Source organism: Ruegeria sp. G7 (genome assembly GCF_056535465.1).
On sequence record NZ_JBQFIL010000001.1, the window covers coordinates 500,956 to 522,011 of the forward strand.

Here is a 21,056-nt window from a genome sequence, read left to right on the forward strand (position 1 = left end):
GTTTCAGGCGGCTGAATAGCAAACAAACGCGGCAATTCTCGGCGTAGCCCATGCAATGGTGCATTCCGCAGGCAGTTTTTCTTGCCAGATCGGCTGCGCAGTTTCTAACATCCGATGGCAAGCAATTCGCCCGCCACTCTTTCTACGTCGCATCGAAGGAGGGCCCAACGGGCGCAACAGGGTAACGCGACGGGTTTCTCGAATGAACATCACGTTTCTTCTGAACGGAGAGACAGTGGAGCTGGCGGATGTCGATCCGACAGCCACCCTGCTGGACTGGCTGCGCGAAGATCGCGGCCTGACCGGCACCAAGGAAGGCTGCAACGAAGGCGATTGCGGGGCCTGCACGGTCATGGTCACCGAAGATGGCACGGCCAAAGCGCTGAATTCCTGCATCCTCTTCCTGCCTCAGCTGCACGGTAAAGCGGTCCGCACGGTCGAGGGCGCAAGCGGCCCCGATCAGGAACCGCACCCGGTGCAACAGGCGATGGTCGATCTGCACGGCTCACAATGCGGCTTTTGCACCCCCGGCTTCGTGATGTCGATGGTTGCAGGCCACGCCAATGGCGCAACCGATCACGACACCCAGCTTGCAGGCAACCTGTGCCGCTGCACCGGCTATGCCCCGATCATCCGCGCCGCTAAGGCGTCCGAGGAGCACCCCGTTCCCGAGTGGATCAAGGACGCACCGGCCAAGGTAACGGAAACCGATCCGATGTTGCCGAGCTCATCCGATGAACTGGCACAGGTTTACGCGGACCACCCCGACGCTACGCTGGTTGCAGGTGCCACCGATGTTGGTCTCTGGGTCACCAAGCAACTGCGCGACCTCGACCCCGTGATTTTCCTCAGCCGCTGTGAGGACCTGAAACAGATCACGATCACCGAAGATGAAATCCGCTTCGGAGCGATGGTCGACATGAACCGCATGGGCGAAGCTCTGGCAGACCATCACCCGTCCTATGCCGAGATGATCCGCCGCTACGCCAGCGTTCAGGTGCGCCACGCCGCCACCGTCGGCGGCAATATCGCCAATGGCTCACCCATCGGAGACAACCCGCCCGCCCTGATCGCGTTGGGCGCAATCCTGCATCTGCGCAAGGGTGACGAACGGCGACAGATTCCGTTGGAGGACTTCTTCATCGACTACGGCAAACAGGACCGCGCGCCCGCTGAATTCGTCGAAGCCGTCAGCTTCCCGCGCCAACCCGACCGGCTGAAGGTCTACAAGCTCAGCAAACGGTTCGATCAGGATATCTCAGCCGTCTGCGGCTGTTTCAACATCACCGTCTCCGATGGCACAGTCACGCAGGCACGCATCGCGTTTGGCGGCATGGCGGGCATTCCGAAACGGGCAACCAACGTCGAGGACGCATTGATCGGCAAACCCTGGACGCGCGAAACAATTGACGCCGCGCTGCCGGCATTTGCCGACGACTACACTCCACTCACGGACATGCGCGCCTCGGCCACCTATCGTCTGGAAACGGCCAAAGCGATGCTGGAGCGCTATTTCCTCGAGGATCAGGGCGAGGTCACAAACGTGCTGGAGGTGTCGGCATGAGCGTGTCTAAGCCCCTCCCCCACGACGCGGCCCCTCTGCATGTTGCAGGTGCCGCGCGCTATGTGGATGACATCCCAACGCCAAAGGGTTCTTTGCATCTCGCATTCGGCCTCAGCCCGCTTGCCAAGGGCACGATCACCGCGATGGACCTATCAGCCGTAAAAGCCGCCGATGGGGTGGTGATGGTGATGACGGCAGAAGACCTGCCCTTTGCCAATGACGTTTCACCTTCCATCCACGATGAACCGCTGCTGTCGGACGGAACCGTTCATTACATCGGCCAGCCGGTTTTTCTGGTCGTCGCTACCAGCCATCTGGCCGCTCGCAAGGCCGCACGGCTGGGCAAAATCGACTATGCCGAAGAGACACCGATCCTGACGGTCGAAGACGCTTTAGCCGCCGACAGCCGGTTCGAAGACGGCCCACGCATCTACGCCAAGGGTGACGCCGAAGCTGCCATCGCCAGCGCGACCCATGTCATCGAGGGTTCGTTTGAACTAGGCGGGCAGGAACATTTCTATCTGGAAGGTCAAGCCGCTCTGGCCGTGCCGAATGAGGGCGCGGACATGCTGGTGCACAGCTCGACCCAGCACCCGACCGAGATTCAGCACAAAGTGGCCGACGCGTTGGGCGTGCCAATGCACGCCGTCCGGGTCGAGACCCGCCGCATGGGCGGTGGGTTCGGCGGCAAGGAAAGTCAGGGCAACGCTTTGGCGGTCGCCTGCGCCGTTGCTGCCCGTGCGACGGGCAAGGCCTGCAAGATGCGCTATGACCGTGATGATGACATGATCATCACCGGCAAGCGCCATGCCTTTCGCATCGCCTACAAGGCCGGGTTCGATGAACATGGGCATATTCAGGGCGTCTCTTTCCTGCACCACGCGATCTGCGGCTGGGCGCAGGATCTGTCCCTGCCCGTCGCCGACCGTGCGATGCTGCATTCCGACAACGCCTATCTGCTGCCGAATGCGCGGATCGAGAGCCACCGGCTGAAAACCAACACCCAATCCGCCACCGCCTATCGCGGGTTCGGCGGCCCTCAGGGCATGGTCGGCATCGAGCGTGTGATGGATCACGCGGCGCATGAGCTGGGCGTGGACCCGGTCGAACTGCGCCGCCGGAACTATTACGAACCGGCGCACAAGGTCGCCGGGCAGCCCACCGCCGAAGAACCGCTGGGCCATCCCGACCCGCATGAGGACCTGACCAGCCGCGGCGCGGTTGCGACGGGCGAGGCCCCCGTGCGCCCCCTCCCCGCCGGGGGCAACACGACCCCCTATGGGATGGAGGTCGGTGATTTCGAACTGCACGGCATGACCGAGGCATTGCTGAAATCCAGCGACTACGCCGCGCGCAAAGCGGCAATCGGGAAATGGAACGCCGAACACAGCGTGATCAAGAAAGGCATCGCCTTCTCTCCGGTCAAGTTCGGCATCTCGTTCACGCTGACCCACCTCAATCAGGCGGGTGCGCTGGTGCATGTGTATCAGGATGGCTCGGTCCACCTGAACCATGGCGGCACCGAGATGGGGCAGGGTCTGTTCCAGAAAGTCGCGCAGGTGGCGGCCTCGCGCTTTGGAATCCCGCTGGAGATGGTGAAGATCACCGCAACCGATACCGCCAAGGTGCCGAACACTTCGGCCACGGCGGCCTCGTCAGGCAGCGATTTGAACGGCATGGCGGTGAAAGCGGCTTGCGACACGATCCGCGACCGGATGGCCGATTATCTGGCCAAGCGGCATCAGGCCGATCCCGCAAGCGTGGTTTTTGCAGATGGCCACGTTTCGGTGGGCGCGGAACGCTATACCTTCGCCGAGGCCGCGGCACTGGTTTACATGGGCCGCATCAGCCTGTCCGCGACCGGGTTCTACAAAACACCCAAGCTGGAATGGGACCGGATCAAGGGGCGGGGGCGTCCGTTTTTCTACTTCGCCTACGGGGCCGCAATCACCGAGGTCGCCATCGACACGCTGACCGGAGAAAACCGCATCCTGCGCGCAGACATTCTGCATGACGCGGGCGCGTCGCTGAACCCGGCGCTGGATATCGGGCAGGTGGAAGGGGCCTATGTGCAGGGCGCGGGCTGGCTGACGACCGAGGAACTGGTCTGGGACGGCAAGGGCAACCTGCGCACGCACGCGCCCTCGACTTACAAAATCCCCGCGTGTTCGGACCGGCCTGACATCTTCAACGTCGCGCTCTGGGATGGCGAGAACCGCGAAGACACGATCTATCGCTCAAAAGCAGTGGGTGAGCCGCCCTTCATGCTGGGCATCTCGGCATGGCTGGCCCTGTCGAACGCGGTGGCCGCCTGCGGCACTGCCTACCCTGCGCTGGATGCTCCTGCCACGGCTGAAGAGGTCTGGCGCGGTGTCCAACGGATGAAGGGAGACATCTGATGGGATTTGACGTGGAGGCTTTGCGGGAAGCGGTCAAAAACCATGGGCGCGTAGTCCGGGTCGTCATCGCAGGGATCAAGGGGTCGTCCCCGCGCGAAGTGGGCGCTGCAATGCTGGTCTGGCAGGATGGTCAAAGCGGCACCATCGGCGGCGGTACGCTGGAGTATCAGGCTGCCGAAGGCGCGCGATCCCAAACGATCCCCGCGCGCCTGACCCATCACGCGCTTGGTCCGGATATGGGCCAATGCTGCGGCGGTGCTGTATCGCTGCTGAGCGAGGTCTATGACTGGGACACCGTCAACGTTCTGGACGACGCTGTGATCGCGCGTGCTCCGTCCGGCGGAGACATGCCCCTGTCGGTCAAACGACTGCTGGCGTCGGCCCGCAGTCAGGGCATCGCACCCGAGCCGCAACTGGTCGACGGCTGGATGATCGAGCCAGTCCACAAACCGACCCGCGACCTATGGATTTGGGGCGCAGGCCACGTCGGTCGTGCCTTGGTCGATGTTCTGGCACCGCTACCTGATCTCGCGATCACATGGGTCGATACGGGCCCTGAGCGTTTTCCCGATACCGTCCCCGTCGGAGTGACCGTGGTTCCAACGGCCAAACCGGCCGAATTGGTGCGCCATGCACCGGATGAAGCCGAGCATCTTGTGCTCACCTATTCGCACAATCTGGATCTGGAGCTGTGCAACAGGCTGCTTTCGCATGATTTCCGCTTTGCGGGACTGATCGGCTCGGCTACGAAATGGGCGCGATTCCGGTCGCGGCTGGCGGCCCTTGGACACTCGCCCGAACGGATCAGCCGGATCACCTGCCCGATCGGCGATCCGGGCCTGGGTAAGCACCCACAAATGATCGCCGTCGGCGTCGCCGCGCAGCTCTTGCGCCCGGCCCGACAGACCGAGTTGAAGAAGGACCTGAGCGCGTGACCACTCCACTTTTGAGTCTTCAAGGGCTGACCAAAGCCTATCCCGGCGTCGTGGCCAATGATCAGGTGTCTTTCGATATTGGCGAAGGCGAGGTGCACGCCTTGTTGGGCGAAAACGGCGCGGGCAAATCCACGCTGGTCAAGATGATCTATGGTCTGGTGAAACCCGACAGCGGCACCATGCTGCTGCGCGGCCAGCCTTTTGCGCCACCGGAGCCGCGTGCAGCGCGTGGCGACGGGATTGCGATGGTATTCCAGCATTTCTCGTTGTTTGACGCTTTGAATGTGGCCGAGAATATCGCTTTGGGGATGGAGAACCCGCCCCCAATGGGTGATCTGGCCTCACGCATCCGGGAAGTGTCGGAAACCTATGGCCTGCCGCTGGACCCCTATCGCACGGTGGGTGACTTGTCCGCCGGTGAACGACAGCGGGTGGAGATCATTCGTTGCCTTTTGCAGGACCCCAAACTTCTCATTATGGACGAACCAACGAGCGTGCTGACGCCTCAGGAGGTTGATATCCTGTTCGAGACGCTGAACAAATTGCGATCCGAGGGGACCTCGATCCTCTATATCTCTCACAAGTTGGAAGAAATCCGAACGCTGTGCGATCACGCTACGATCCTACGGTTGGGCAAGAATGTGGGCGAATGCGTTCCGGCAGAGACCTCGGCGCGGGACATGGCCGAGATGATGGTTGGATCGACTCTGCAGACGCCCGAACGGTCGGGGCGCGCCTTCGGTGAGGTCGCGCTGGATGTCAGCGGATTGTCAGTGCCGTCGCCGTCAGAGTTCGGCACCGCATTGAAGAACGTCCATATGACCGTTCGCAAGGGCGAGGTTCTGGGCATTGGCGGCGTCGCCGGGAACGGGCAGGACGAATTGTTGGGCGTCTTGTCTGGTGAAATCACGACGGCTGCCGATGCGATCAAGTTCAACGGCCAGCCGATTGGCAAACTCGGACCCACCGCACGCCGCAAACTGGGTGTGTTGACGGCGCCCGAAGAACGATTGGGCCATGCCGCCGCACCGGATATGAGCCTGACCGAAAATGCCTTGCTGACCGGATCGGTCCGCGAAGGGTTGGAGAACAACGGCTTCCTCAAATGGGCCGACACAAAGAGTTTTGCTGAGAAGATCATCAGCGCTTTCGACGTACGCACGCCGGGGCCTGAGAACGCGGCACGTTCGCTATCGGGTGGAAACCTGCAGAAGTTCGTGATCGGTCGCGAAGTGCTGCAGAACCCCGATGTGCTGGTGGTGAACCAGCCCACATGGGGTGTGGATGCCGCCGCCGCGGCTTCGATCCGGCAGGCTATTCTGGATCTGGCGGCTAAGGGGACAGCAGTCATCTGCATTTCGCAGGACCTCGATGAATTGATGGAAATCTCGGACAGTTTTGCGGCGTTGAACGAAGGGCGGCTGAGTGCGCCGCGCGAGACCACCGGCCTGACCGTTGATGAAATCGGCCTGATGATGGGTGGTGCCCATGGCATGGAGGTGGCGCATGTTTGAGCAGTCGCGTCGCCTTCGGCGAGAGTATTTGAAAAAAGATGAAGACGGGCGGGGGATGAGCAGATGATTGTGTTGGAGAAGCGGCCTCAGCCGTCGAAGGCGTGGTCATACGCGACCCCTCTGGTCGCGGTGATTGCCACGATGGTTTTTGGCGGCATCCTGTTCGCCATTCTGGGTAAGAACCCGGTTGAGGCCATTGGCACAATCTTCTGGGAACCGTTGTTCGGCGAGTTTGCGTTCTACTACCGCCCGCAACTTCTGGTGAAAGGCGCGCCTTTGGTGTTGATCGCCATTGGCCTGTCGCTGGGGTTTCGCGCCGGCATCTGGAATATCGGGGCCGAGGGGCAGTACATCATGGGTGCCATCTTTGGTGCCGGTGCCGGGCTGGCCTTCTACCCACTGGACGCGTGGTACATCTTTCTGATCATGGTGATTGCGGGGGCCTTTGGTGGTTGGCTGTGGGCGATGATCCCCGCCTTCCTGAAGGTGCGGTTCGGGACCAACGAAATCCTTGTGTCGCTGATGCTGGTCTATGTGGCCGAGCAGATGCTGGCCTCCGTATCATTGGGCCTGCTGAAAAACCCCGAGGGCTTTGGTTTTCCCGGCTCGCGCAACCTGCAATCCTATGACAGCGCGCATAATGCCGAACTGATTGCTGGGTCCGGAATGCACTGGGGCGTCGTGACGGCGCTGATTGCGGTGATCTTTGCCTATGTCCTGCTGAACCGGCATATGCTGGGCTTTCACATCCGCCTGACGGGTGAAGCACCGCGTGCGGCAAAGTTCGCAGGTGTGAACCCGGCGCGGCTGATCCTGTTCTGTCTGGGTCTGTCCGGCGCTCTGGCCGGATTGGCAGGGATGTTCGAGGTCTCGGGACCTTCGGGCGTGGTAAGCATCGATTTTAACGTGGGTTACGGCTTTACCGCGATTATCGTGGCCTTTCTGGGCCGCCTGCATCCGGTGGGCATCCTGCTGGCCGGCGGCCTGATGGCGCTGACGTATATTGGCGGTGAGATCGCGCAATCTCAGCTGGGACTGCCTGCCGCCGCCATTCAGGTGTTTCAGGGGATGCTTTTGTTCTTCCTGCTGGCCTTCGATCTTCTGACAAACTACCGCATCCGTGCGGCCCGTAGCGAGGTAGCGTGATATGGACCTTGGTGAAATCAATCCCGTCCTTCTGATCGCCTCGTTGATGGTGGCTGCAACCCCCCTGCTGCTGGCCGCGATCGGAGAGCTGGTCGTCGAAAAAGCAGGCGTTCTGAACCTTGGCGTCGAGGGGATGATGATCGTGGGCGCAATCAGCGGCTTTGCGATCTCGGTTGAAACCGGATCACCCTGGCTGGGCTTTGTCGCAGCGGCTATCGGCGGCGCGGTTCTGTCGCTGCTGTTTGTGCTTTTGACACAGGTCGCATTGGCCAACCAGGTGGCAAGCGGGCTTGCGCTGACCCTGTTCGGCCTCGGCTTTAGCGCCCTGATGGGACAGAGCTATGTTGGTGTGAAACCGCCCGATATGCCTGACATCCATATCCCGGTGATCAGTGATATTCCGGTGATCGGTCCCATCTTGTTCCAGCATGACCCGATCCTCTATGTCGGTATCGCGCTGACAGCCGCTGTCTGGGCCACCCTTAAATACACTCGTGTTGGCCTGATCCTGCGGGCGGTGGGCGAAAACCACGATGCGGCCCATGCGCTTGGGTACAAAGTCATCAAGATCCGCATCATGGCGATCCTGTTCGGCGGGGCCTGTGCGGGCCTGGGCGGTGCGTATATCAGCCTGATCCGCGTGCCCCAATGGACCGAGGGCATGACCGCCGGTGTCGGCTGGATCGCCCTTGCGCTGGTTGTCTTCGCCAGCTGGAAACCGTGGCGCGCCTTGCTGGGTGCCTATTTGTTCGGCGGTATCACCGTTCTTCAGCTCAATTTGCAGGCAGCGGGCGTTGCCATTCCGGTCGAGTATCTGGCAATGTCGCCCTACATCATCACGATCCTTGTGCTTGTGATCCTTTCGGCCGACAAGAGCAGCGCACCTGCCGCATTGGGCCGGACTTTCCACGCCTCGCACTAGGGGCCAACTGAACCAAACCAACTTGGGGAGTAACACATGAAATTCACCACTCTAATGGCAAGCGCCGCAATGGCGTTGGGGCTGGCGACAGGCGCCATGGCCGAAGACAAGACCAAGGTCGGCTTCGTCTATGTCGGCCCTGTGGGCGACGGCGGCTGGACGTATGAGCATGACAAGGGCCGTCAGGCGGTAGAAGAGCATTTTGGCGACAAGGTCGAGACCGTTTTCGTCGAATCCGTACCTGAAGGCCCCGACGCTGAACGTGTGATGACCCAGATGGCGCTGGAAGGGGCTGACCTGATCTTCACCACTTCGTTCGGCTACATGGACCCCACCATTAACGTGGCCAAGAAGTTCCCGGATGTGAAGTTCGAGCACGCGACCGGCTACAAGACCGCCCCGAACGTTTCCGCCTATTCGGCGCGCTTCTACGAAGGCCGTGCGGTTCAGGGCCATATCGCTGGTAAGATGACTGAATCGAACATCATCGGATACATCGGCTCCTACCCGATTCCTGAGGTGATCCGCGGCATCAACTCGGCCTATATCCATGCCAAGAAGGTGAACCCGGATGTCGAGTTCAAGATTGTTTGGGCCTACACCTGGTTCGATCCGGCGAAAGAAGCCGACGCCGCCACCGTACTGATCGAACAGGGCGCGGACGTGATCCTGCAGCACACCGACTCGACCGCGCCGCAGGCGGCAGCGCAAGAGGCGGGCAACGTTGTCACCTTTGGTCAGGCCTCGGACATGAGCGAATACGCCCCGTTCCCGCGCGTCTCCTCGATCATCGACAATTGGGCACCCTACTACATCGCCCGCACGCAGGCGGTCATGGATGGAACATGGGAAACCGTGAACACCTGGGATGGCATCGCCGAGGGTATGGTCGAGATCGGTGAAATCAGCGACCGCGTACCGGCAGACGTCAAGGAAGAGGCGCTTGCGATGAAGGCAGCAATGGCCGCTGGTGAATATCATCCTTTCACCGGTCCGCTGAAAAAGCAGGACGGCAGCGACTGGTTGGCCGAGGGCGAAGTGGCCGATGATGGCACACTTGCAGGCATGAACTTCTACGTCGAAGGGCTGGAAGGCGAAATTCCGCAATAACCGCCATAGCACAGCATCTGGAAAGCCCGCGCCTTGTCGCGGGCTTTTTTATGACACCAAATGAACTAAATTTCATTTTAGGCCAGATGCTTAAACCGAAAATCACCGCGTATTAAGCGCTTAATACCACTCACGAACCCTCCTTCGCTACAAAGACGCAGGAGGTGAGATATGGCAAAACTCGCGCACAGTATGATCCGGGTGATGGACGAGGACCGCTCGGTCCGGTTCTACGAATCCGCATTTGGGCTGACAACCAGGGATCGGTTGGATTTTGAAGGTTTTACGCTGGTCTATATGGTGTCCGACGGCTCGGCATTTGAACTTGAGCTGACCATCAACAAAGACCGCACAGACCCCTACGAGCTAGGCGATGGCTATGGCCACATCGCATTTGTGGTTGACGATCTGGAAGCCGCCCATGCGCAGGTCGCGTCGGCTGGTGGAGCCCCCAACAATATCGTCGATTTTCAGCCGGGCGGCACCCGTGTCGCACGGTTTTTCTTTGTCGCCGATCCCGATGGCTATCAGGTCGAGGTCATCGAAAAGGGCGGTCGTTTCACCTGAAAACTCCAAAAAGCACCAAGCGGAGGATAAGATGCTTTACCAACTGAATTTTAACGTCGAATACGATGCCAGCATGGCCCAGCAGGGTCTTCTGGGCATCTGGGCCGAAGAAGCCGAAGCGGCATTGGGTGCGAAATCAGCCGGGGTTGTCAAAGACCTGTGGAAGGTCGTGGGCGAGCGCAAGGTCACCGCGATTGTCGATGTCGAAGACCCCGACACCTTGGATCGTATCCTGTTTGATTTGCCCATCATGCAGAAAATGGGCCACCATGTGACGGTCGAGGTGAAATCACTGCGCCGATACGAGGATTTTGCAGCCGATGTGAAAGAACGGCTGGGACGCTAAAGACGGAGGACCCCAATGTGCCAGTTGTTTATTGATGCCGATCCGGCGCTTTGGGCGTCGCATACGCGATCCTTCCGGATGGACGGGATGGTCACAAGCGTGCGCCTGGAAGAGCTGTTCTGGCGCACGCTGGAAACCATTGGCGCACGAGACACCCTGACGGTGCCTCAGCTGCTGCATAAACTGTACAACGAAAGCCTTGATGCCGGGCATGACCTGGGGAACTTCACGTCGTTTTTGCGGGTTTGCTGCCTGAGGTATCTGGACCTGCAGCTGCGCGGCCTGATCCCGACCGAGGCGCATGTCAATCTGTCGCTACTGCCCGCCGCAGACATCTTATCGCTGGAAAACAGCGCGCGGGGTAAAAGCGCGCCCCAATTGTAGCGCGGTCGCGCAACGCCCGCGCGACCGCATCATAGTCCTCAGTGATGGCCGCTCAGCACCAGCGTGTTCACCGGCATCAGGATCAGGCGCAGGCGCAGACCCGCGGCGTGGACAACACCAATCGTGTCGACCACATGCAGGAATGCAGCTTCCCAGAAGCCCAGATCCTCATGCTCAAGCCTTTCATGGTTGTCGGTGTAAACATTGGCCAGACAATTGCTGCCGGGCGGTACATCGTCGGCCATGCTCTTGTAGAGCGGTTCCAGATAAACAAGGATCGAGCCCGGATTGGTGTTGTTCTGAACATCCCGCAATTCATCCGAGGGGCGGAACTGACCCGAGGGGATCACGTCCTGCACCTCGACCACAACGACCGGGATCACGGTGAAGGGTTTGGTCATACACCCCAGCTCTCCGATCATGCCGGGTTTGATGACCTGCGCAGACAGCTGGTTGAACGCAGCCTGAAACCGGTCGCGACCCAGGTTCGAGGGCACCAGAATACCGGCCGGCCGCAACAGCGGACTGACATAGTCGCCAACCTGTAGGCCGAACTGTTCGACCCGACCGGTCACACCGGCATTGATCACCGTCTTGTCCAACTCGGTCAGGGCAGCATCCAATTGTGCGTTGGCGCTGGCCAATTGCGCAGGGATCAGTTCTTCGATCTGCTGGACAACAGCGGCCCGCTGCGACTGCGCCGCAACCACCTTCGCCTCGCGTTCTTCAACAAGGTTCTCAAGCCGCTCGATCTCGGCCAGACGCACAGCGCTGGACCCTTCGTCGCGCAAGGTGGTGTTGCGCTCCAGATCCTCCAGAGCCTGATCCAGCGCAGCGCGGGCACCCGCGATCCCAGCGTCGGCCTCGGCCAGATCAGTTTCGGCCACTTTCAACGAAGCTTGAACCTGCGCGATCTGCGCATGCGCCGCCTCGACCTGAGCAGTCTGGCTGAAATCCTCGATCCGGAAAATCGGCTGACCGGCTGTCACCACTTCATTGTTGCGCACATAAACCTCGGACACACGCCCACCCAGTTGGGGCAGGATCGTGACGGTCCGGAAATAAGACGCCGCGGTCGAGCTGGACGGATGGAAATAAAACAGCGTAGTGATCACCGTCAGCGCCAGAATGGCGCATGTGGTCAGGCCCCAGCGCAGTTCGTACCACATGGTAAACAGGGTAATCTCATGCCCGATCCGCTTGCCTTGCACAAAGCGGCGGAACAGATAGTCGGGAAGCACCGTAACAAGGGCGCACAGTATCGTCTCGATCATGGTTCAGTGCCCCTGTGCTTCTGCTTCTGTCGGCTTGGGTTCAGGCTCGGGCTCCGCCACCGGCGTCTGCCCCGGAGCCAGCGACCGGATTGCGTCAGCAATCGATCGCAACGGGGCGGCAAAATCAGGAAACTGGAAACCCGCCACCAGTACCGCGGCAACCCAAAAGATTCCGTTATGCGTAAACAGCGCAAGCAGCGCCAGAATCCCAACCAGCTGGAATTGCGGATGATTGTTTTCATGCGCCATTTTTTCGGGGATCGAGTGAAGCGTGAAATACCCCACGCCGATCAGTATCACCACTGCAACGGTAAACAGCAGCATGAACGTGAACAGAAAATCACTGCCGTCCGCCTGCGTAACGTAAGACGGGATATGGCCCGTCGCCATCGGGTGAAGGTCTGCCGGGGTCACGTCTGTCTCCAAATCCATTACACTGTGCACTAAAACCAGTCTGAAGCCGCGCGATCAAGTTTCCAATGCTCTTGACTTCAGTCTTTTCGCGACGCGATACCCGTGCAATGGTCCGCCGATGAGATGAATTGGCGACCCCACCGCTAAAACCCCCACCGGACAGGAGCACACATGATCGACTTTCTGGTAATCGGCGGCGGCATTGCCGGGCTAAGTACCGGGGCCCGCCTGTCCAAGCTTGGCTCTGTCACCGTGCTCGAAGCCGAGGATGCGCTGGGATACCATGCGTCGGGCCGATCTGCCGCGATGTTCGAAGAAGGCTATGGCCCGACGACTGTTGTCGAACTGAGCAAAGCCAGCAGATCGTATTTTGAGAACGGACCCTATCTGACACAGCGCGGTTTGATGTTGGTCGGGTCTCAGCATCAGCGCGATCAATTCGCCGAAGACGCCGCAGATCTTGGCGCGCGTCCCATATCGATCGAAGATGCATGTCAGCGCGTACCGATTCTGAATCCCAAGGTGCTGAGTTGCGCCGCGCTCAGTGAAAACGCCCGGGATATCGACACCGACCGCGTTTTGCAGGATTTCGCCCGCGAGATCCGGGCAAACGGGGGCGTGGTTCTGACCCGCCAGACCGTCGTGCGTCTCGCAAAAACCAGTCACTGGATCATCGAAGCCCAGCAAACGTTCGAAGCACGCCACATCGTGAACGCCGCAGGTGCCTGGGTGGATGAGATCGCCCGCATGGCCGGGGTTGATCCTATCGGCATTTCTCCGCGCCGTCGGTCAATGGCGCGTATCCCGGCGCCGGGGGCCATGATGTCAGAAACTGGCCAATGATGCTGGGGGTTGGGGAAAGCTGGTACGCCAAGCCGGATGCGGGCAAATTGCTGATCTCGCCAGCCGAGGCCGAACCGACCGAGCCGCACGACGCCTATGCCGACGATATGGTATTGGCCACTGGGATCGCGCGCTACGAAGGGATGGTGACCGAACCTGTCGTGCGCGTCGAGAGCAACTGGGCAGGCTTGCGCAGCTTTGCCCCGGACGGCACCCTGGTTTTGGGACCAGATCCCGCAGATCAGTCGTTTATCTGGTCCGCCGCGCAAGGCGGCTACGGCTTTCAGACAGCGCCCGCCGCCTCGCAGCTTGTGGCCGATCTGGTAAGCGGCACCGCGCCACAAATTGGCGCGACAACGGTTAAAGCACTACAGCCCGAAAGGCTCCGCCAATGACCAAGCGTAAGTTGCCTTCGAATGCCAGCGTCGCCACCGAAGGGGAAGGTAACAGACTTATTGCGCCCGCAGCCGCCCGGAATTCGGCCATTCTTTGTGATTTGCTTGATCGTGTCGCCCCCAGATCGGGGCACGCGCTGGAACTTGCAAGCGGCACCGGCCAGCACGTTCTTGCCTTCGCCCAGACACTGCCGGATTTACGTTGGCAGCCCAGCGAGATCACCGAGGAACGCCGCGCAAGCATCCGTGCCTATACCGAATCCGAAGCCAACGTGGCAGCTCCGATCCATCTGGACGCGACATCCCACGACTGGCATTCCCGGCTTGAACCGCAAGACTTGATCGTTCTGATCAACCTGTTGCATTTGATCAGCCATGCCGAAATGAACGTGCTGATCGCCGAGGCCGCTTTGGCCCTGAAGCCCAACGGTCGCCTTGTTCTTTACGGCCCTTTCATGCGTGCCGGAGAGTTGACCAGCGAGGGGGACAGGCGTTTTCACGACGCCCTCGTTCAACAGGACGCGGATATCGGCTACAAGAATGATGCCGACGTCGTTGCCCTGTTGCAAAACAGCGGGCTAGACGTAGTCGAAATTGCCGAGCTGCCAGCAAACAACCTGGCGTTTGTTTCCAAACGATAAATCACCGCAGCATCGCGCCAATGGAACCCTGCTTACGCAGACTTGGTGGCGCCGCCCGAGGCATGCGTCGCCGCAGGCGGCGCATTCACACGCGCCGCCCCGGTCATTTTTGGTGTCAGCCGTCCTTGCGGATGGTTTCGTTCTTCGGATCGTAGGGGCTGTCGCAGGTGACCACGGCATCCCACAGCTTGTCCTGAATCTTGACCTTCAGCTTGGTGCCTTCAACCGCGAGATCAGGCGTCACATAGCCCATGCCGATGGATTTCTCGAACGCCACCGAGTAGCCGCCCGAGGTCAGACGACCAACGCGCTGACCTTCGGGCGTATACAGCGCCTCGCGGCCCCACGGGTCGGCATCGTCCGGTCCGTCGATCAGCAGGGTGCAGCACTTGAAGCGCACGCCGGTCTCTTCCAGCTTGGCCTTGCCGTAGAAGTCTTTCGACAGGTCGACAAAGCGCGGCAGGTCGGCCTCAAGCGGGGTCGCGTCGCGGCCCAGTTCGGTACCGAAGGCGCGATAGGATTTCTCCTGACGCAGCCAGTTCTGGGCGCGCGCGCCGACCAGCTTCATGCCGTGCTTCTCACCGGCTTTTTCCAGCAGGTCGAACAGGTAGTTCTGCATCTCGATCGGGTGGTGCAGTTCCCAACCCAGCTCACCGGTATAAGCCACGCGGATCGCGTTCACGGGGCACATACCCAGTTCGATCTGACGCGCCGACAGCCACGGGAAGCGCTTGTTGGACAGCGCGGTTTCCGGATCGGCGTCCTTGATGACCTCTTTCAGAACGTCACGCGACTTGGGTCCGGCGATGGCGAAGACGCCCCACTGAGTGGTCACGTCCTGGATTTCGATGTAGCCGAACTCCTCCATCTTGTCCTCGGCCGCTTTACGCAGATAGTCGGCGTCGTACTCGGTCCAGGCACCAGCAGAGACGATGTAGTAGTTGTTCTCGCCGTTGCGCACGATGGTGTATTCCGTGCGGGTGGTGCCGTGCGAGGTCAGCGCGTAGGTTAGGTTGATGCGACCGACCTTAGGCAGCTTGTTGCAGGTGAACCAATCCAGGAACTGGGTGGCACCGGGGCCTTTGACGACATGCTTGGTGAAGGCCGAGGCGTCGATCAGGCCAACGCCTTCGCGGATCGCTTTGGCCTCTTCGACGGCATATTGCCACCAGCCACCACGGCGGAACGAACGGCTTTCCTTGTCGAAATTGTCCGGCGCATCGACGGGGCCGAAATAGTTCGGACGTTCCCAACCGTTGACCCAACCGAACTGCGCGCCGCGGGCTTTCTGGCGATCATAGGCCGGAACAGTCCGCAGAGGACGGCAGGCTTCACGCTCTTCATCCGGGTGGTGCAGGATGTAAACGTGCTCATAGCATTCTTCATTCTTGCGGGCCGCAAATTCGGTGGTCATCCAGTTGCTGCTGTAGCGCTTGGGGTCCAGCGAGGCCATATCGATCTCGGCTTCGCCATCGACCATCATCTGCGCCAGATAATAGCCGGTACCGCCTGCAGCGGTGATACCGAAGCTGAAGCCCTCAGCCAGCCACATATTGCGCAGACCCGGAGCCGGACCAACCAGCGGGTTGCCGTCCGGCGTGTAGCAGATCGGGCCGTTGAAATCGTCTTTCAGACCGGATTCGGCACAAGAGGGCACGCGCTCGGCCATCGCCATGTACTGATCCGCGATCCGGTCGATATCCAGCGGGAACAGGTCAGCGCGGAAGCTGTCCGGAACGCCATGTTCGAAACGCGCCGGCGCACCGTGTTCATAGATGCCCAAAATCCAGCCACCGCGTTCTTCGCGCGCATAGGATTCATTGTCGGCGTCACGCACAACGGGGTGCTCGGGGTTACCGGCTTCACGCCATTTGACCAGCTCAGGGTCTTTGTCCATGACGATGAACGTGTGCTCAACCGGGATCGCGGGCATCTTGATGCCCAGCATCTTGGCGGTGCGCTGCGCGTGGTTGCCCGATGCGGTCACGACATGCTCGGCGGTGATCACCACCTGCTCGTCGGATGGCACAAGGTTGCCGCCCTGCTCGACCATCTTGGTGCAGGTGACTTCCCAATGAGTGCCGTTCCAGTGAAAGGCATCCGCCTGCATCTTGCGAACGATTTCGACGCCGCGTTGACGGGCACCTTTGGCCATCGCTTGGGTCACGTCAGCAGGGTTAATATAGCCATCCTCGGTGTGATAGATCGCGCCTTTCAGGTCGCCGGTTTCGATCAGCGGCCAGCGTTCTTTGATCTGCTCGGGGGTCAGCCATTCGTAGGCCACATCGCAGGTCTCTGCGGTCGAGGCATAGAGCATATATTCGTCCATACGCTCTTGCGTCTGCGCCATACGCAGGTTGCCGACGACGGCGAAGCCTGCGTTCAGGCCGGTCTCTTCCTCAAGCTGCTTGTAGAAATCAACCGAGTACTTGTGGATGTGGGTCGTCGCATAGGACATATTGAACAGCGGTAGCAAGCCAGCTGCGTGCCAGGTGGAGCCGGACGTCAGCTCATCGCGTTCGATCAGCATCACATCGTCCCAGCCCGCCTTGGCCAGGTGATAGGCAATCGAGGTGCCGACGGCGCCACCGCCAACGACCAGTGCTTTGACTTGGGTTTTCATAGCCGGGTGTCTCCCCCCTTGAATTCAGTTGACACCATATGGCGCATTTGCGGCCCCCGGCGCGACATTCATCCGACCAGTGATATAAAAAAAACGACCCGGCAGATGTGCCCGGTCGCTTTTGTAGGCTCTGACTCGTGGATTATCCGCCGCCAAGCGTGCAACGTTTGGACGACCCGTTCATCAGGCATTCGCTGCCCGAACCCGCACCACCCTTGTTGACGCGGACCGCCGTTTTCTCATTCGAGTCCGATTTGCCAAAGCCCGACATCAGCCCGCTTAGGAACCCGCCGCCCTTGTTTGATGGCTCCACCTCATCGGACTCGGAATCACCAACACCAAAGCTTGCGAGAAGTCGCCCGATGAGGCCGCCTTTGCCACCCTCTGCTTTCTGCACTTGGTCTTCCAGAATATCCGCCAACCCTTTTCGGTATCCGACCTGCACAAGATCTTCGGACGAATCGATCCTGTTGGCAGTAAGATCGAACGCACCGTCCGGCAGCCCATACTGGTTGGCCAGCGTGTTCGCCATCAGGGAAAGCTCATCGATATTCTCAAGCCGCAATTGCGCCAATTCCCGGCGCAGTTTGGTGAACTCATTGCGCAAGCCAGCCATCTCTGCCGCGACCTCGCGTTCGCGCTCGGGGTCGGAGACCGCCCCATCGCCAACGCCCGGCACCGGCTTGCTGAGCAATGCGTTCAATTCGTCATAGTTCAGGCGTTCGAGGAAGCTGCGCAGCTTTGGCGCGGGGGCATCCGAGTAAAGTTGCAGGCGGATTTCTTCCCCCAATCCAATTGTCGCTTTGTAGATGTCAAAGCTGGGTTCAGATTCCAGATCCGTGATGCTCCCGGTCACCATTGACCAGAACGAGCGGTCGTCAACGGTAATCGGGCTGTATTTGTTCTGCGCAAATTGGAAGTAGGCCACGCCTCCGATGATGCCAAACGGGGCGTAATCGCGGGAACCGGTGCCCAGACCATCCATAGTCATCGCAAGATTGCCGACCAGCGTATTCGATTGCGCATTTGCCCTGAACCGCATCTGCAGCCAGACGGTGTGGGTGCCATCCTCGTAAACGGCGCTGGTGCGATCGAGTTTGATTGCAAGCTGCTCAGCCTCTTGCACGGCCAGCTTTTGGGCCAGGGGGCGGGCCGCCTCGCTTACGTTGCTCTGCAAAACCCCTTCGCGGGCATCACGGGCATAGTCTGCGTCGACAATTGCCCGACGCACCCAACCATCGCCCGTCGTTGGAAGATATGGCTTTGGCCCCTCTTTCCAACGCTTCTGCCGCTCACGCGCGACTTCTTCCGCGGCAAGCTCGACCCGATAGAGATTGAAGCGTTGATTTATGGTGTCGACATACCCTTGAAGGGACAGACGATCATCAACCTTCTTGTCCTGCTGGTAGTAATCCAGACCCGCTATCACCACTACGGCAACCAACAGGAATCCAACAAAACGCAACGCGCCCATGAATGACCTCAAAAAACTGCTCTTGCGCGGATCATTCACATATAATTGAGGCGTTGTTATGGCCGTGTGCCAACCGAATGGTCAGAGAATCTTGCCCGGATTCATGATGTTATCAGGATCCAACGCCGCCTTGATCGCCGACATATAGGCCGTGGCCGCGCCCAATTCCTTGACCAGATAGGGGCGCTTGCCCTGACCGATTCCATGCTCGCCCGTGCAGGTACCGTCCATCGAAATCGCCAGATCGTTCAGCCAGCCGACAAATTCGTCCGCTGCCGCGACTTCGACCGGGCTGTCCATGTCGACCAGCACCAAGGTATGGAAGTTCCCGTCACCCACGTGGCCGACAATCGGGGCCAGCAAGCCCAGTTCCTGCGCCTTGTCCTGAGCCGTCGTGACGCATTCAGCCAGACGCGAGATCGGTACGCAGACATCGGTCGATATCCCGCGCGCACCGGGGCGCAGCTGCAGGCTGGCCCAGTACATATCATGCCGCGCCTGCCACAGCTTATTGCGTTCTTCGGTCGTCGACGTCGCGGCGAAATCCGTGCCCCCGAACTCTTCGGCGATCTGGCCGAAGGTTTCGGCCTGCTCGGCGGCACCTGTCTCCGAACCATGGAATTCGAGCAATAACAGTGGCGTTTCCGGCAGTGTCAGCCCGGAATAGGCGTTGGCCGCACGGACAGACATCTGATCCAATAGTTCGATCCGGGCGACCGGAATGCCGTATTGGATGGTCATCATCACCGCCTGACAGGCCGCATCCACCGATGGAAAAGAACAGCGGGCCGAGCTGATCGCCTCGGGAATGCCCTGCAGCCGCAGGGTAATCTCGGTGATGATGCCCAGCGTGCCCTCGGCCCCGATCAGGAGGCGCGTCAGGTCGTACCCCGCCGAGGATTTGCGCGCCCGGTGACCGGTGCGAATGATCTGCCCGTCGGGCATAACGGCCTCAAGGCTCAGCACGTTGTCTTTCATCGTGCCATACCGCACCGCATTAGTGCCCGAGGCACGGGTGGCCGCCATTCCGCCCAACGAGGCGTCAGCACCCGGATCGATGGGAAAAAACAGCCCCTGATCGCGCAGATGCGTGTTCAGTTCGGTGCGGGTCACGCCGGGCTGCACGGTGCAATCCAGATCGCTCGCATTGACGGCGAGAACCTTGTTCATCTGGCTCAGATCCACCGACACGCCCCCAGCGGGCGCATTCACATGCCCTTCAAGCGAGGTACCGGTTCCAAACGGGATCACCGGCACCTTATGCGCGGCGCAGGTTCGGACGATTTCGGCAACTTCTTCGGTCGTGTGTGGAAACACCACGGCATCGGGACTCTGGTTCTCGATCCAGGTGGTGGTGTGGCCGTGCTGTTCGCGGATCGCCACACCGGTTTGCAGCCGATCCCCGAACCGTTGCTTCAGTATCCCCAAAGCCGTTTCGATCCCGGCCTCATTCCGTGGCAGAGTGGATGCCTGCACCATCGTCTTTCCCCTTCCGGCCTAAAGCATCGCCGGTACAACCTGATCCGGCGGCCGGTGGCCATCTTCAAAGGTCTTGATATTGATGATTACCTTCTCACCCATCTCGATCCGCCCTTCCAACGTGGCCGAGCCCATATGCGGCAACAGGACCACATTGGGCAATTGCCGCAGACGCGGGTTCACATCCGTGCCGTGTTCATAAACATCCAGCCCCGCCCCCGCGATCTCACCCGCGCGGATCATCCGGGTCAGCGCATTCTCGTCCACGACCTCACCACGCGAGGTGTTCACAATCACCGCCGAAGGCTTCATCAGCTTCAGCCGCCGCGCGTTCATCAGGTGGAAGGTAGATGGCGTCGAGGGACAATTGATCGAGATGACATCCATCCGCGCCACCATCTGGTCCAGACTGTCCCAATAAGTGGCCTCAAGCTCTTGCTCGATCTCGGGGCGCAGACGGCGGCGATTGTGGTAGTGCACTTGCATCCCAAACGCACTGGCCCGCCGCGCTACGGCCTGCCCGATCCGACCCATGCCCAGAATGCCCAGACGACGGCCGCCAACCCGGCCGCCCAGCAACGCGGTCGGCGCCCAGCCTTCCCAATCGCCCTTTTGCATCAGGCCCAGCCCCTCGGGGATACGCCGCGTCACAGACAGGATCAGCGCCATGGTCATGTCCGCGGTATCGTCGGTCAGCACGCCGGGCGTGTTCGAGACCAGAATGCCCCGCTGCCGCGCCGTCGCCACGTCGATGTTATCAACCCCGGCCCCGTAGTTTGCGATCAAGCGCAGATTTTCGCCGGCCTGCCCCAGAATACCGCCGTCGATCGTATCGGTGATGGTCGGCACCAGCACGTCCGCCTCTTTCACCGCCGCGACCAGTTGATCGCGCGTCATGGGGGTATCGTCGTCGCGCAGGCGCACGTCGAACAGCTCACTCAACCGGGTTTCCACTGCCTCGGGCAACCGTCGCGTAACGACAACACTCAGACGTTCTCTTGGCACCTCAGCCCTCCTACCGCTTTG

At 60.3% G+C, this 21,056-nt stretch carries 17 protein-coding genes and 1 pseudogene; 12 read left to right on the forward strand and 6 right to left on the reverse strand.

The genetic code is table 11. The features are described from left to right. Positions 1–202 precede the first annotated feature (202 nt). The 10 genes from xdhA to ACR3EN_RS02510 all read left to right on the forward strand — a co-directional run bounded on the left by xdhA (position 203) and on the right by ACR3EN_RS02510 (position 10,887). Complete coding sequence (gene xdhA, locus ACR3EN_RS02465) at positions 203–1,564, forward strand: xanthine dehydrogenase small subunit (RefSeq protein WP_480819202.1); 1,362 nt, start codon at positions 203–205, stop codon at positions 1,562–1,564. Then, positions 1,561–3,963, forward strand: coding sequence for a xanthine dehydrogenase molybdopterin binding subunit (xdhB, locus tag ACR3EN_RS02470; RefSeq protein WP_480819201.1), 2,403 nt, complete (start codon positions 1,561–1,563; stop codon positions 3,961–3,963). Before xdhA ends, xdhB begins: the two co-directional genes overlap by 4 nt. Further along, positions 3,963–4,898 carry a xanthine dehydrogenase accessory protein XdhC gene (xdhC, locus tag ACR3EN_RS02475; RefSeq protein ID WP_480819200.1) on the forward strand — a complete coding sequence of 312 codons (936 nt, stop codon included), beginning with the start codon at positions 3,963–3,965 and terminating at the stop codon, positions 4,896–4,898. The genes xdhB and xdhC overlap by 1 nt, the downstream gene beginning before the upstream one ends. Further along, on the forward strand, positions 4,895–6,412 hold the full coding sequence (locus tag ACR3EN_RS02480; RefSeq protein ID WP_480819199.1) for an ABC transporter ATP-binding protein: 1,518 nt from the start codon (positions 4,895–4,897) through the stop codon (positions 6,410–6,412). The genes xdhC and ACR3EN_RS02480 overlap by 4 nt, the downstream gene beginning before the upstream one ends. 63 nt (positions 6,413–6,475) lie before the next feature. Next, a complete protein-coding gene (locus ACR3EN_RS02485) occupies positions 6,476–7,558 on the forward strand; it encodes an ABC transporter permease (protein WP_480819198.1) in 1,083 nt (360 codons plus the stop codon). 1 nt (position 7,559) lies between these two features. After that, the gene (locus tag ACR3EN_RS02490) at positions 7,560–8,480 is read left to right on the forward strand and encodes an ABC transporter permease (protein WP_480819197.1); all 921 of its coding nucleotides are present in this window, start codon (positions 7,560–7,562) and stop codon (positions 8,478–8,480) included. Positions 8,481–8,516: 36 nt separating this feature from the next. Beyond that, positions 8,517–9,590, forward strand: a complete 1,074-nt coding sequence (locus tag ACR3EN_RS02495; RefSeq protein WP_480819196.1) for a BMP family ABC transporter substrate-binding protein — start codon at positions 8,517–8,519, stop codon at positions 9,588–9,590. Positions 9,591–9,761: 171 nt separating this feature from the next. Continuing rightward, on the forward strand, positions 9,762–10,157 hold the full coding sequence (locus ACR3EN_RS02500) for a VOC family protein (RefSeq protein WP_480819195.1): 396 nt from the start codon (positions 9,762–9,764) through the stop codon (positions 10,155–10,157). A gap of 31 nt (positions 10,158–10,188) precedes the next feature. Beyond that, complete coding sequence (locus ACR3EN_RS02505) at positions 10,189–10,503, forward strand: muconolactone Delta-isomerase family protein (RefSeq protein WP_480819194.1); 315 nt, start codon at positions 10,189–10,191, stop codon at positions 10,501–10,503. A 15-nt stretch (positions 10,504–10,518) separates the two neighbouring features. Continuing rightward, positions 10,519–10,887, forward strand: a complete 369-nt coding sequence (locus ACR3EN_RS02510; RefSeq protein WP_480819193.1) for a ribbon-helix-helix domain-containing protein — start codon at positions 10,519–10,521, stop codon at positions 10,885–10,887. Between the two features lie 38 nt (positions 10,888–10,925). Here ACR3EN_RS02510 and ACR3EN_RS02515 read toward each other — a convergent pair whose 3' ends face one another. Together ACR3EN_RS02515 and ACR3EN_RS02520 are read right to left on the reverse strand one after the other, a co-directional pair. Beyond that, positions 10,926–12,161 (reverse strand): HlyD family secretion protein, encoded by a 1,236-nt coding sequence (locus ACR3EN_RS02515; RefSeq protein WP_480819192.1) that lies wholly within the window; start codon positions 12,159–12,161, stop codon positions 10,926–10,928. A 3-nt stretch (positions 12,162–12,164) separates the two neighbouring features. Continuing rightward, positions 12,165–12,593 carry a hypothetical protein gene (locus ACR3EN_RS02520; protein WP_480819191.1) on the reverse strand — a complete coding sequence of 143 codons (429 nt, stop codon included), beginning with the start codon at positions 12,591–12,593 and terminating at the stop codon, positions 12,165–12,167. A 153-nt stretch (positions 12,594–12,746) separates the two neighbouring features. On the opposite strand from ACR3EN_RS02520, the pseudogene ACR3EN_RS02525 reads away from it, so the two are divergent. Beyond that, positions 12,747–13,813: pseudogene (locus tag ACR3EN_RS02525) on the forward strand (NAD(P)/FAD-dependent oxidoreductase). Further along, positions 13,810–14,454 (forward strand): DUF938 domain-containing protein, encoded by a 645-nt coding sequence (locus ACR3EN_RS02530; RefSeq protein ID WP_480819189.1) that lies wholly within the window; start codon positions 13,810–13,812, stop codon positions 14,452–14,454. The pseudogene ACR3EN_RS02525 and the gene ACR3EN_RS02530 overlap by 4 nt, the downstream one beginning before the upstream one ends. 115 nt (positions 14,455–14,569) lie before the next feature. On the opposite strand, the gene ACR3EN_RS02535 is transcribed toward ACR3EN_RS02530, so the two are convergent. The 4 genes from ACR3EN_RS02535 to ACR3EN_RS02550 form a co-directional block, all read right to left on the reverse strand. Then, positions 14,570–17,077 carry a GcvT family protein gene (locus ACR3EN_RS02535; RefSeq protein ID WP_480819188.1) on the reverse strand — a complete coding sequence of 836 codons (2,508 nt, stop codon included), beginning with the start codon at positions 17,075–17,077 and terminating at the stop codon, positions 14,570–14,572. A 142-nt stretch (positions 17,078–17,219) separates the two neighbouring features. After that, positions 17,220–18,551 (reverse strand): hypothetical protein, encoded by a 1,332-nt coding sequence (locus tag ACR3EN_RS02540; RefSeq protein ID WP_480819187.1) that lies wholly within the window; start codon positions 18,549–18,551, stop codon positions 17,220–17,222. An 81-nt stretch (positions 18,552–18,632) separates the two neighbouring features. Next, on the reverse strand, positions 18,633–20,030 hold the full coding sequence (locus ACR3EN_RS02545; RefSeq protein WP_480819186.1) for an FAD-binding oxidoreductase: 1,398 nt from the start codon (positions 20,028–20,030) through the stop codon (positions 18,633–18,635). Between the two features lie 18 nt (positions 20,031–20,048). After that, the gene (locus ACR3EN_RS02550) at positions 20,049–21,035 is read right to left on the reverse strand and encodes a 2-hydroxyacid dehydrogenase (RefSeq protein WP_480530787.1); all 987 of its coding nucleotides are present in this window, start codon (positions 21,033–21,035) and stop codon (positions 20,049–20,051) included. Positions 21,036–21,056 lie beyond the last annotated feature (21 nt).

Bases quoted from the DNA above. Each gene is read 5' to 3' on its own strand.
- xdhA (WP_480819202.1), top strand. From the start codon at position 203: ATGAACATCACGTTTCTTCTGAACGGAGAGACAGTGGAGCTGGCGGAT.
- xdhB (WP_480819201.1), top strand. From the start codon at position 1,561: ATGAGCGTGTCTAAGCCCCTCCCCCACGACGCGGCCCCTCTGCATGTT.
- xdhC (WP_480819200.1), top strand. From the start codon at position 3,963: ATGGGATTTGACGTGGAGGCTTTGCGGGAAGCGGTCAAAAACCATGGG.
- ACR3EN_RS02485 (WP_480819198.1), top strand. From the start codon at position 6,476: ATGATTGTGTTGGAGAAGCGGCCTCAGCCGTCGAAGGCGTGGTCATAC.
- ACR3EN_RS02490 (WP_480819197.1), top strand. From the start codon at position 7,560: ATGGACCTTGGTGAAATCAATCCCGTCCTTCTGATCGCCTCGTTGATG.
- ACR3EN_RS02495 (WP_480819196.1), top strand. From the start codon at position 8,517: ATGAAATTCACCACTCTAATGGCAAGCGCCGCAATGGCGTTGGGGCTG.
- ACR3EN_RS02500 (WP_480819195.1), top strand. From the start codon at position 9,762: ATGGCAAAACTCGCGCACAGTATGATCCGGGTGATGGACGAGGACCGC.
- ACR3EN_RS02505 (WP_480819194.1), top strand. From the start codon at position 10,189: ATGCTTTACCAACTGAATTTTAACGTCGAATACGATGCCAGCATGGCC.
- ACR3EN_RS02510 (WP_480819193.1), top strand. From the start codon at position 10,519: ATGTGCCAGTTGTTTATTGATGCCGATCCGGCGCTTTGGGCGTCGCAT.
- ACR3EN_RS02515 (WP_480819192.1), bottom strand. From the start codon at position 12,161: ATGATCGAGACGATACTGTGCGCCCTTGTTACGGTGCTTCCCGACTAT.
- ACR3EN_RS02520 (WP_480819191.1), bottom strand. From the start codon at position 12,593: ATGGATTTGGAGACAGACGTGACCCCGGCAGACCTTCACCCGATGGCG.
- ACR3EN_RS02530 (WP_480819189.1), top strand. From the start codon at position 13,810: ATGACCAAGCGTAAGTTGCCTTCGAATGCCAGCGTCGCCACCGAAGGG.
- ACR3EN_RS02535 (WP_480819188.1), bottom strand. From the start codon at position 17,077: ATGAAAACCCAAGTCAAAGCACTGGTCGTTGGCGGTGGCGCCGTCGGC.
- ACR3EN_RS02540 (WP_480819187.1), bottom strand. From the start codon at position 18,551: ATGGGCGCGTTGCGTTTTGTTGGATTCCTGTTGGTTGCCGTAGTGGTG.
- ACR3EN_RS02545 (WP_480819186.1), bottom strand. From the start codon at position 20,030: ATGGTGCAGGCATCCACTCTGCCACGGAATGAGGCCGGGATCGAAACG.